Annotated in this window: 6 protein-coding genes; 4 read left to right on the top strand and 2 right to left on the bottom strand. The window is 62.3% G+C overall.

Annotation, left to right across the window (positions count from 1 at the left end; translation table 11 throughout):
- Positions 1-132: 132 nt before the first annotated feature.
- Positions 133-2,139, bottom strand: coding sequence for a bifunctional tRNA (5-methylaminomethyl-2-thiouridine)(34)-methyltransferase MnmD/FAD-dependent 5-carboxymethylaminomethyl-2-thiouridine(34) oxidoreductase MnmC (gene mnmC, locus IFT47_RS02615; protein ID WP_192170970.1), 2,007 nt, complete (start codon positions 2,137-2,139; stop codon positions 133-135).
- A 136-nt stretch (positions 2,140-2,275) separates the two neighbouring features.
- Between mnmC and IFT47_RS02610 the strand changes: the two genes are divergently transcribed.
- Both IFT47_RS02610 and pap read left to right on the top strand, forming a co-directional pair.
- A complete protein-coding gene (locus IFT47_RS02610; RefSeq protein WP_192170971.1) occupies positions 2,276-6,574 on the top strand; it encodes a dermonecrotic toxin domain-containing protein in 4,299 nt (1,432 codons plus the stop codon).
- Positions 6,575-6,731: 157 nt separating this feature from the next.
- A complete protein-coding gene (pap, locus tag IFT47_RS02605; RefSeq protein WP_192170972.1) occupies positions 6,732-8,234 on the top strand; it encodes a polyphosphate:AMP phosphotransferase in 1,503 nt (500 codons plus the stop codon).
- A 75-nt stretch (positions 8,235-8,309) separates the two neighbouring features.
- Here the strand turns inward: pap and IFT47_RS02600 are convergent, their stop codons facing one another.
- Positions 8,310-8,897, bottom strand: a complete 588-nt coding sequence (locus IFT47_RS02600; RefSeq protein ID WP_192170973.1) for a UPF0149 family protein — start codon at positions 8,895-8,897, stop codon at positions 8,310-8,312.
- Positions 8,898-9,107: 210 nt separating this feature from the next.
- On the opposite strand from IFT47_RS02600, the gene recQ reads away from it, so the two are divergent.
- The gene (recQ, locus tag IFT47_RS02595; RefSeq protein WP_192170974.1) at positions 9,108-11,234 is read left to right on the top strand and encodes a DNA helicase RecQ; all 2,127 of its coding nucleotides are present in this window, start codon (positions 9,108-9,110) and stop codon (positions 11,232-11,234) included.
- 175 nt (positions 11,235-11,409) lie between these two features.
- Positions 11,410-11,844, top strand: a complete 435-nt coding sequence (locus IFT47_RS02590; RefSeq protein WP_065986915.1) for a MarR family transcriptional regulator — start codon at positions 11,410-11,412, stop codon at positions 11,842-11,844.
- Positions 11,845-11,940 lie beyond the last annotated feature (96 nt).

The raw sequence follows: 11,940 nt of genomic DNA, 5'->3' as shown, positions 1-11,940 counted from the left end.
GAGGGATGGGCTGGAGGATAACGGTTTGGCCGGAGCTGATGTAGCTGGCGAAGCAGTGGATCTTCGGCAGGAGCAAGAAGTTGCGTCGGATAGCGGCGACGGGCGCCTGGACAGCCGATACCGCAGGCCTCTCTACTTCCCGCGAATCAGCCCGCGCAGCGCGAATCGGTTGGGATGACAGGCTTCGGCCACGCTTCGCGGCAGCGGCAGAGGTTCGTCATCCAGCCAGGCGGCAATCAGTTCGCCGGACAGCGGCGCAGTGATCAGACCGCGAGAGCCGTGACCGCTGTTGACGTACAGCCCGGCGAGCCATGGGCACTCGGTATCCGGCGTCTGGCGCGCATCCTTGCGCAGCACGGCGTACGTTTCAAGAAACGCCGCCCGATCTGCCAGCGGCCCGACGATGGGCAGGTAATCCGGGCTGGTGCAGCGAAACGCGGCGCGACCTTGCAGATCCTCCGCTGGCAGCGCGGTGGCGTTCAGCCGCTGGGTCAGGTCCTCGGAGATCTCCCTTAGCAGTTCGAGATTGCCGAGATGTTCGGCCGTATTCGGCGTCAGGTCATCGCTGTTGAAGGCGAAGCTTGCCCCCAGCGTGTGTTCGCCGCCGCGCGCAGGCGCCACGTAACCCTCGGCGCACACGACAGTCGTCAACGCGCGGCTTTCGGGGGTTGCAGCCAGTCGGGTAATCTGCCCGCGAATACGCTTGAGGGGCAGGTCAGCGCTGGCCGGGAAGCGTTTGACTTCGGCTGCGCCCGCCAACACGACGACGGGAGCAGAAGCCAGCAGACGCTCGCCATCCCACGCCTGCCACAGCGCCCCGTCCCGCCGCAGCTCGATCACGTCATTGTGGGTCAGCAGTTTGATGTTGCTTGCGCTGGCCTGATCGCGACACAACGCCGGCGGATGCACCCAGCCACCTTGGGGGTAAAACAAACCGCCGCTGTTCAATACCACACCCGCCCGTGACTCGGCGTCAGCCCGGTCCAGCACATGCAGCAGATCCTCGGGGAACGCCGCCGCCAGTTGCGCCTGCCGCGCTTGCTCTTTCTCGTCGAAGGCAAGCTGCAGCACGCCGCAATCGTCCCAGTCGATGCCCCGTTGCAGGCGTTCCAGCAAACGGCGGGTGTGACCAAATCCGCTCAAGATCAGCTGCGACAACGGGGTGCCGTGGGCCGACAGCTTCAGATAGAGCACGCCTTGCGGATTGCCCGATGCTTCTTGCGCCAAATCCCCGTGACGTTCCAGCAGACTGACGTGCCAACCGCGCGCTGCAAGACTTGACGCAGTGGCGCAGCCGGCCAGGCCTGCGCCGATTACCAACGCCGTGCGCGGGCCGTCCGGTGACGTCGGCCGGGCAAACCAGGGTTTGGCGCGCGGAGGCGTTGGCACATCTTCGGGCCAACCGATGAAGCGGCCTTTGAGCACTTCCCACTTATGCCCGATCCCCGGCACGCGCTTCATCTTGAAACCGGCTGCGTTCAATGCCCGGCGCACCCAGCCCGTGCTGGTAAAGGTGCCGATGGTCGAGCCCGGTGCCGCCAGCCGCGCCAGCTCTGCGAAGAGTTCGGGCGTCCACATTTCCGGGTTTTTCGCGGGGGCGAAACCGTCGAGAAACCAGGCGTCGATCTGTCCGTCCAGCTGCGGCAGCATGTCCAGCGCATCGCCAACCAGCAAGGTCAGGGTCACGCGGCCGCCCTCGAAGACCCAGCGCTGGAAGCCCTGATGCACCGCCACGTATTGATCCAGCAACTGATCCGCTTGCTCCTTGAGCTCGGGCCACAAATTCAGCGCGCGTTCCAGATCGGCACGGGTCAACGGGTATTTTTCGACGCTGACGAAATGCAGGCGGGCGTCTGCCACTGCGCTGGCATTGAACAGCTGCCAGGCGCACAGGAAATTCAACCCAGTACCAAACCCGGTTTCGCCGATCACCAGCCGACCACCCGCCGGTAACGCAGCAAAGCGCTCGGGCAGCTCGTTCTGGGTCAGGAACACATGGCGGGTTTCATCCAGGCCCGATCCGGTCGAGAAATAAACGTCGGCGAACACCCGTGAATGCGGATTGCCGTGTTCGTCCCAGTCGATCTGGGCGTGGGCAATCTGGTCATCGGCGATCTGGGTGTGGTCAGTGCTGGTCATGTTCGGCTCGGGGCGGGCGAGGTGGCGATGGTACTCCAGCGTCCGGGGAGGCGTGCACTACATATGTATGCCACTTTGAGGGTGCGTTCCTGTTTATCTATGCGCCTTTGATCACACGCAGAAACAAGGACGTCACATGAACACCGCCAGTCAGGCTCTTACGACTTCATTCATCCAGGACACGCTGCCGCAATGGTTCATCCAGGCGACCCCGGCAATGCGCGATGCCCTGCGTCAGGACATGACCCTCGCGCAGGCCGCTCGGGAAAACCTCAAGCAGGTGTTCCAGCGCATTCAGGACCTGCCGTCATTTGCGCGGCCGTTGCTGACCCAGGCCCTGGACGCCGAATTCGGTCCGGGTCTCGATGTCGACCGCGACCGCTTCTTCCACGCCAGATTCCAGCGCGACTGGCTGACCGGTCGTGCTTCGCCTCAGGGTTCCAGCACACGTTCGCTGCTGGCCGCCGCCCTGCAAAATTTCGAAGCGGTCGAAGCGACGGACGCTGATCGTGAAAGCACCTCGGCAATCATTGGCGGCACGCCGGACACATCGGCGCGGCCGGAAGCCGTTCATCCATCAAGGGTTAGTCCCGGTCGCTTCATCGAACTGTGCCGCCGGCTTGACCTGGGCGGCCAGTATCAACGGCACTTGCATCATGTGTTGCACCCCGTCGCGAGGCCGGACGTCCCCGGGAGTCTGGACAGCAATGACATCAAGTCGCGCATTATCGAGCACGCCCGTCTGACCTTGCGGGTCGACTCCCACATCGCACGCCTCAAGGGCTCTATTGATGAGGCGCAGTACCAGAGGCTGCTGCAGCTCGACGCCTACGGCCCCGCGCATCAGGTGTCCACCCTGCAACTGCTGGGCTACAAATTGCGCGGCCCGCTGTTATTCAAATCCACCGAGCAGACGCGTTGCGTGGTGTACCTGCCTGGGGAAGCCAGTGGCGCAATCCAGTCCTACCCCTCGTTGGAACATTTCACACAGGCGCTGCGGACCAAACTGCGCTCCGAGGCGTATCAACGCTACTTCGATCGCTTCATTCCCGAGCGCAGCAAAGGCGCTTTCTTCAAACGCTTGCACGAGCGCCTGGCGCCCCATGTCCTGCACAGCGTCGCCCGTGGCAAAGGTTTTCACCGACAGCTGATCAGCGTTTCGGAAGTGGATCAGAATGCGTTCCTCGACCTGGAAGCCATCGATATGGGCGGCGCGCTGGGTGATGTTTTCTATCTTCATCAACTGCTGCGACTGAAGGATGACGCTCGCGTGCTCGCCGTCCCCACCGACGACGAGGACCAGAAAACCCGCGACCAGCGCCTCGCTGACTGGCTGAACTACGGCTTGGATGCACTGAATATCGCCGCGCTGTTCGTTCCCGGTCTGGGCGAAGTCATGATGGTTGTCGCGGGGGCGCAATTGCTCGACGAGACATTCGAAGGCATTGAAGCGTGGCGCCATGGCGACATGGATGAAGCGCTGGACCACTTGGGCAATGTCGCGGAAAACCTGGCATTCATGGGGGCGCTGGGTGTCGCAGGTGCCGTGACCGGCGCAATGGCGGCAGAGGCCGGTGGGTCGCAGCCACCATCGTTCATCAAACGTAGCGTTCCCGCCCGAAACGCTGCAGGTGGCCTACGCCTGACCGACGTGAGCGTGGCTTTGCGTCGTTTGCATCCGGAACTCGCGGACATCGACGACAACACCGTCGGCCGAATAATGGCAGTGAGCGGGGTAGATGAAGAGCATCTGGCCGCACTGCACATCGCCAATCAATCTGCACCCGCAGCGCTGCTCGATACCGCCAAGCGTTTTCGCCTGAGTCAGCAGGCGGCAGACTCAGCCGACGCCTTCAACGCGGCGTACCTCGCCAGCGAGCAGTCGAGCGATCCGCTGATCGTACTGCTCAGACGGGATTTCCCGTCCCTCACGTTGGCGGCAGGCCAGGAGCTGATCGCTGAAACCGCCAGCGAACAGAAACTGGCCATGCTGGACACTCAACGCATTCCGCTCGAAGCGGCCGGAAAGGTCCGTGGGCATCTGCGTCAGACCCGCATGAACCGAGCGCTGGAGGGTTTCTTTCTGACGCCCAGCACGGCCAACGCCGATCTCCAGCGCCTGACGGTGCGCAGCCTTGAAACATTCCCGGGATGGCCCGCTGACCTTCGCATCGAACTGAGGGAGGGCAGCACCACCGGGCCTTTGCTGGACAGCATTGGCGCCAAGAGTGCCTCGCAATGCCGTGTGTTGATCAAGGGCGACAAAGGCTTTCAGGTAGCGGGCACCGAGGAGTCGGAGAAAAGGGTCAGCCTGTTTGCCGCGATCTTGCGTGCGCTGCCAGAGAGCAGTCGTCAGACGATGGGGTTCAACAACCCGGAAACGGGCGCACGGGCCTTCAAGCGTCGCATTTTTAATTGGGTCCGGTCGCAGCCGGAGTGGGCGGCGGAGCAGTTGGGGCAATGGACGTTACCGACCGGGTTCAGGCCGCCGCAGCGTTTGCTTGACGGGCGCATCGGCTACCCACTCAGCGGGCGCGGTGTGCCTGTGGCTGACAGCGCGGTTCATCAGCAATTGCTCCAGGCAATGGCGCAGCTCTACCCGGAGAGTCTCGAGATGACGGAGCAGGTGCGTGGCATGGCCCGGCGGGGGCGATCACTGGAGCAACTGCTGCACGCGACGCGCGCTCGTGCTGTGGCCTATGACCAGTTGCACGTGAGCCTGATCGCCTGGGCGGAAGCCGACGATATCAGCGTGCTGCTCAATGACGGTGAACGTCTGGCGCGGCGTCGGGTGGCCAACGCGCTGGGTCGGGCCTGGCGCTACAGCCATGCTGATGCGCCACGGGGTACGCGCTGGCTGACGCTTGAGTTCCTGACAATGCCGGAATTGCCGCCCTTGCAAAGTTTCTATGGGGACATCACACAGATCGAGCTCAATAACGTGCAGTTTGATACCAACGCTGCCAATGCGTTTCTGGCGAACTTTCCGAACATGACCCACTTGAACGTGCGCGGAAGCTTCACCGAGCTCCCGAGTGTGTTACCGCAGTTTGAGTCCCTGCAGCACCTTTCGCTGGAGAACATGCAATGGCCCCTGGGCCAGCCTGCCATGGACACACTGATGGACATCCCCGCGCTGAATTCCCTGAGTCTGGCCGGCAGCCAGTTGGGTGAATTCACCGACACCAGCCGCCTGAGCCTGTCGACCTTGTGGATTAACAACACCGGCCTTACCCAGTGGCCTGAATGGACCGATTCGCTGGGCCTTGGCGAGCTGGACATCAGTGACCACCAGATCACCGACATCCCTTCCGACGTGATCGAAAACTCAAGGGATGATGGCCAGCACACGGTGATCTACGCCTACAACAACCCGTTCAACCGCCAGGACCTTGAGGATTACTGGCGCAACGACACCGGCTACGGTCATCGCTATCAGCTCGATTACGACTTTCCCGAAGACATCCGCGAGATCCACGTCGAAGGCGCGCCGATGGACACAGACTCTGAGCCATCTGATGACGAGTCCGCGTCTCATGGTCACCGCTCTGGTCCGAGCGCGGGTGCTGCCAGACCCTCGGCGCAGGTATGGTTGCGCACGGGGGAAGATGTGTTGAATCAGCGGTTGCTGGCAGCGTGGACGCAGGTCGAACAGGCCGCCGATGCGCCTCATCTGCTGGTGTTGTTGCAGCGTTTGAGGGAAACCCCGGACTTCCGCCAGTTCCATGCCGAGCTTGCCAGTGAAGTGCTCACTGTTCTGGAAACAGCTGCGCAGGATGCCGGGTTGCGCGGGCAGATCGAGGTCATGGCCAACGACCGCTTGTTCGGCGCCAACCAGACCTGTCAGGACGGGGCACGCCTGATCTTCAGCGACATCCAGGTCGCGGTTTACAGCCATGGTGCGCTGCGGGGCGTTGCAGAAAGCCAACGCACGGACGCCTTGCTGGGTGTCCTGCGTCAGCTTTTTCGCCTCAACGAAGTGCAGGCGATTGCGGATGCGGAGATTGCCCGGCGCGAAAGCCTGGGGATGGCGCTGGATCATGCCGAGGTGCGACTGGCCTACCGCGTCGGGCTCGCGGATGAACTCGGGCTGCCCGGTCAGCCTTACCGCATGGTCTGGGCGCGTCTGGCGGCGGTCGACCGTGGGGCATTGCTGGACGCTCGTCGCCAGGTGCTGGAAGCGGAACGCGGCCCGGCTTTCCTGCACTTTGCCGTCGGTGACCAGCAGTGGAACGCGCGGTTGCGCTCCGAGCATGCGCCCGCGCTGGCTTTGGCCACTGAATCAGTGCGCGCACGCATGGCCGCCCTGGAAGAGCATCCGCCAACCGATCCTGACGAGTACCACCGACAGGGCCTGGCCCTCATCGCCGAACGCGATGCGGCCGAGGCGCTGATGCTCACGCAGTTGACCGATCTGTACCGCGCGGGCTGGTAATTTGCTGAACAAGGTGGCACTCCCACGGTGCCGCCTCGTTACACCTGCAACCGAATGTTTCCCGCTGCAGTGATCCATCGCAGCGGTTGGCGGTCATAACCTGCATCGGCGCTGCCCGCCGCCTGCTAGTCTTGACCGATCCTGAAGGGAGCCTTGAATGTTCGAATCCGCTGAAATCGGCCACACCATCGACGACGAAACCTACGACGCTGAAGTCCCGGCGCTGCGCGAGGCGCTGCTGGAAGCTCAGTACGAACTGCATGAGCAAGGCAAGCGCCAGATTATCGTGCTGATCAATGGCATCGAGGGCGCAGGCAAGGGCGAGACCGTCAAGCTGCTCAACGACTGGATGGACCCGCGCTACATCGAAGTGCGCACTTTCGATCAGCAAACCGATGAAGAGCTGGCCCATCCGCCGGTCTGGCGTTACTGGCGCCAGTTGCCGCCGAAAGGCCGCATCGGCGTATTTTTCGGAAACTGGTACAGCCAGATGATCCAGGGCCGGGTGCACAAGCGCTTCAAGGACCCCGTGCTGGATCAGGCCATCAACGGCGCCGAGCGACTGGAAAAGATGCTGGTCGACGAAGGCGCGGTGATCTTCAAATTCTGGTTTCACCTGTCCAAGCGGCAGATGAAGCTGCGCCTCAAAACCCTCAAGGATGATCCCCTGCACAGCTGGCGGATCAGCCCGCTGGACTGGCAGCAATCGAAGACCTATGACCGCTTTGTGCGTTTTGGCGAGCGCGTGCTGCGCCGAACCAGTCGCGACTACGCGCCCTGGCACGTCATCGAAGGCGTCGACCCGAACTACCGCAGTCTCACCGTTGGCCGCTTGCTGCTCGAGGGTTTGCAAAATGCTCTGAAGACGCCTGAAGGGGCGACCCATCTAGTCGGACTCGGCCCTTTGCCCAACAACAGCAACGAGCTGAGCCTGCTCGACAACCTCGACATGACCCTGGCGCTGGAAAAAGACGACTACGACGAGCAGCTGATCACCGAGCAGGCGCGGCTTTCGGGGCTCATGCGCGACAAACGCATGCGCCGTCACTCATTGGTGGCGGTGTTCGAGGGCAACGATGCAGCGGGCAAGGGCGGCGCGATCAAACGTGTCGCCGGAGCCCTCGATCCGAGGCAATACCACATCGTGCCAATCGCCGCGCCCAGTCAGGACGAGCTGGCTCAGCCTTATCTGTGGCGGTTCTGGCGGCAGATTCCGGCGCGGGGGAAATTCACCGTGTTCGATCGGTCATGGTACGGGCGCGTGCTGGTCGAGCGAGTCGAAGGCTTCTGCTCCGAGGCGGACTGGTTGAGGGCTTACAGCGAGATCAACGACTTCGAAGAGCAGCTCACGGATTTCGGCGTGGTGGTGGTGAAGTTCTGGCTGGCGATCGACGACAAAACCCAGCTGGAGCGTTTTCAGGCGCGGGAGAAAGTGCCGTTCAAGCGCCACAAGATCACCGAGGATGACTGGCGTAACCGCAGCAAGTGGCCGCTTTACCGCGAGGCGGTGGGCGATATGGTGGACCGCACCAGCACTGAAATCGCCCCGTGGACGCTGGTGGAGGCTAACGACAAACGCTGGGCACGGGTAAAGGTACTGCGCACGATCAACGAAGCGATCGAGGCGGCATTCAAGAAGAGTGACAAAAAGCACAAGTAGCAGGGAGGGGGACGTACGAGCCGGAGTCGGCTCGTACGCTTCTCAATCGGTAACGGTGGGACGTTATTGTCGAGCTTAGTGGTGGCGCGGCTTGAGGATCGCCGGCTTTTCATCCGGGGCTTGAAGCAGCAGATACAGCGCGGTCAGCGCTTCCGGGATCTGCACGATCATGTCGTCCATCAGGTTGGCATCGGCGGCGATGTCGGCGAACTCTGGCTGTTCATCGAAGAGACCGGAACCGACCATGATCGGCAACAGCATCTCGCTGACTTCCTCTTCGTCGTTCTCGAACCAGGCGGATTCGCGCAGGAACACGCCTTCCATGAAACCGATGCACCAGCCACGCAGCTCGGAGTCGTCGGGGTCATCGCCCAGGTCGAGATCGCACGGCAATTCGAACTCTTCGTCCGACGCCAGCTGACGAGCGATGTGCGCCTTGAGCTGGATCAGGGTGGCTTCGATTTCCTCGTGCTGCGCTTTGTCAGCGTAGTGCGGGGGCTCGGCGAACAGTGCGTCGATCCACTCGCGATCCGGCACGGTTTCGGCGCAAATGGACAGCGCGGTCAGATAGCCGTGGGCGGCTACGTAGTCCAGCGCTTCGTCATGCAGCTCATCGGCATCGAGGAAGGCTTGCAGGCGGTGTAATTGCTCAGCGAAGGACATTGACAGACTACCTTGGGAATAAACGATGCTGAATTCTAGGCCCTGAGGGCGCCCGGCGCCAGCGGCGAGGCCACTGGAATCGGTATTCCGGTTAATTTCGACCGCCGGTGTCACCGCTGTCCAATCTGTCGGAGCGCTCCGGTATACTGCCGCGCTTTGCGATTTCCACAGCGATTCTCGACCGCTGTTGCGGCACCATCCGGGGTACTTATGCTCGACCAGGCTCAACGCGTACTTAAAGACATCTTCGGCTACGACAGCTTCCGTGGTCGCCAGGGTGCCATTATCGAGCGCGTGGCCAGTGGCGGTGATGCATTGGTGCTGATGCCCACCGGGGGCGGCAAATCCCTGTGTTTCCAGGTGCCGGGCCTGTTGCGCGACGGCCTCGCGGTGGTGGTTTCGCCGCTCATTGCGTTGATGGACGATCAGGTGGCGACGCTGGAAGAACTCGGTGTTTCAGCCGCCGCGCTGAATTCCACGCTCAGCGCCGAACAACAGCGCGACCTCGCCAACCGCATTCGCCTGGGCGAAATCAAGATGCTGTACCTGGCGCCGGAGCGTCTGGTCCAGCCGCGCATGCTGTCGTTTCTGCAGAACCTCAAAATCGCCCTGTTCGCCATCGACGAAGCCCACTGCGTGTCGCAGTGGGGGCATGATTTCCGTCCGGAATACCTGCAGCTGGGGCAACTGGCCGAGCTGTTCCCGGACGTGCCGCGCATTGCCCTGACCGCCACGGCCGACAAGCGCACCCGCGAAGAGATCGTCGAGCGTCTGCACCTGCAGAACGCCGAGCGCTTCCTGTCGAGTTTCGATCGCCCGAATATTTTTTACCGCATCGTGCCCAAGGAACAGCCGCGCAAGCAGTTGCTGGCGTTTCTGTCCGAGCGGCGCAGCGACGCCGGCATTGTTTATTGCCTGTCGCGCAAAAAGGTCGAAGAGACCGCGGCGTTCCTCAGCGACAACGGCTATCCGGCGCTGCCCTACCACGCCGGCTTGCCCATCGAGACCCGCTCCGGCAATCAACGGCGCTTCCTCAATGAGGAAGGGCTGATCATGGTTGCCACGATTGCATTCGGCATGGGCATCGACAAACCCAACGTGCGGTTCGTGGCGCACATGGATCTGCCCAAATCGCTGGAAGCCTACTACCAGGAGACGGGCCGGGCAGGGCGCGACGGTCTGCCGGCCGATGCGTGGATGGCATACGGTCTGCAAGACGTCCTGATGCTCAAGCAGATGCTGCAGAACTCCGAAGGCGACGAGCGCCACAAGCGCGTCGAGCAGCACAAGCTCGACGCGATGCTGGCGCTGTGTGAAGAAACACGCTGCCGGCGTCAGTCGCTGCTCGCCTACTTCGACGAAATCATGCCCAACCCCTGTGGGCATTGTGACAACTGCGTCGATGGTGTGCAGACCTGGGACGCCACCGAACCCGCGCGACAGGCGCTGTCAGCGATCTACCGAACCGGCCAGCGCTACGGTGTGGGCCATCTGGTCGATGTCTTGCTGGGCAAGGAAAACGACAAGGTCCAGAGCTTCGGTCATCAGAAGCTGGCGGTGTTCGGTGTCGGCAAAAGCCGCAGCGAAGGCGAGTGGCGTTCATTATTCCGACAGCTGGTGGCGCGCGGTCTGGCGGACATCGATCTGGAAGGCTACGGCGGCCTGCGCCTGAGCGACACATGCCGACCGCTGTTGCGTGGTGAAGTCACCTTGCAGTTACGCCGTGACCTGAAACCGCAGACCACCGCGAAAGCTTCCGGCAGCCCGGCGAGCCAGCTGGTGCGCGGCGAAGAGCGCGAACAGTGGGAAGCGCTGCGTACGTTGCGGCGCAAACTGGCGGAAGAACATGGCGTGCCGCCGTATGTCATCTTCCCGGATTCAACCTTGCTGGAAATGCTTCGCAGCCAGCCGGGCACCATGGCCGAAATGGGCCGGGTCAGCGGGGTGGGCGCGCGCAAGCTGGAGCGTTACGGCGAGGCCTTCCTCGAAGTGCTTGGCGGTGCTGCACCCGCGCCGCGTGTGGTCGCCGATGTGCGGCATGAACTCATCAGCCTCGCTCGCGCGGGCATGACGCCGATGCAGATCGCCGGGCAACTGCAGTGCTCGGAGAAGAACGTCTATACGATGCTCGCCGAAGCGATCGGCAAACAGCAGCTTTCGCTGGATCAGGCGCTGGACCTGCCCGAGGACCTGATGACCGAGATTCAGGACGCGTTCCTCGACGGCGAAGGCGAACTGCCCCCCGTTGCCGCCATTGCCGAGCTGTTCACCGGCCGTGTTCCCGAAGGGGTGCTGTATTGCGTGCGCGCGGCGTTGCAGTCGGAATTCGAGGTTTAACCCGGCTCCCACCGCGGCCGGCTGCAAACGTTCAAGCAGTTCAAGGCACTTCAAAGGCATACCCGCCGCATCCCGGCCTGTGCGACGAATCACCGTGTCCAGGCGCTTGCCTCATGCCGGGCTCCATGGTTAGCTGCCTATTAATTAGGAATCGCCTTTAACCATCGAGTTACCTATGCCGTTAACCGAAGAACACCGCTTTGGCATGCAGCTAGCCCATATGTCCCGGGGCTGGCGTGCCGAGCTGGATCGCCGGCTGGCTGACCTGGGATTGTCCCAGGCGCGCTGGCTGGTTTTACTGCATCTGGCCCGTTTCAAAACGCCGCCGACCCAGCGTGAACTGGCCCAGAGCGTGGGCGTTGAAGGGCCGACCCTGGCACGGTTGCTGGACAGTCTGGAAAATCAGGGGCTGGTTCTGCGGCAGGCAGTGCTCGAAGATCGTCGGGCGAAGAAGATCGTTCTCTGCGACACAGCGCGGCCGTTGATCGAGAAAATTGAAACCATCGCCACTGCGTTGCGCCACGAGTTGTTTGCCGGCATCGATGAAGAAGAACTGCTCATGTGCATGCGCGTTCATTCGAAAATCCTCGCCAATCTCGAAAAATCCTGAAAACCGCGCGAACGCCCGCGACAAATACATTGATGCGGGCGAAACATCCTGTTCTATTTGCACCCATACTGATGATGCCCGGATGACGTGTCCGGG

This window comes from Pseudomonas sp. CFBP 13711 (genome assembly GCF_014842265.1).
Classification (GTDB): domain Bacteria; phylum Pseudomonadota; class Gammaproteobacteria; order Pseudomonadales; family Pseudomonadaceae; genus Aquipseudomonas.
The sequence above is the reverse complement of the archived record's forward strand: the minus strand, read 5'-3'. Positions and strand labels throughout refer to the sequence as shown.

Coding starts and splice junctions, on each gene's coding strand:
- mnmC (WP_192170970.1), bottom strand. CDS start 2,139: ATGACCAGCACTGACCACACCCAGATCGCCGATGACCAGATTGCCCAC.
- IFT47_RS02610 (WP_192170971.1), top strand. CDS start 2,276: ATGAACACCGCCAGTCAGGCTCTTACGACTTCATTCATCCAGGACACG.
- pap (WP_192170972.1), top strand. CDS start 6,732: ATGTTCGAATCCGCTGAAATCGGCCACACCATCGACGACGAAACCTAC.
- IFT47_RS02600 (WP_192170973.1), bottom strand. CDS start 8,897: ATGTCCTTCGCTGAGCAATTACACCGCCTGCAAGCCTTCCTCGATGCC.
- recQ (WP_192170974.1), top strand. CDS start 9,108: ATGCTCGACCAGGCTCAACGCGTACTTAAAGACATCTTCGGCTACGAC.
- IFT47_RS02590 (WP_065986915.1), top strand. CDS start 11,410: ATGCCGTTAACCGAAGAACACCGCTTTGGCATGCAGCTAGCCCATATG.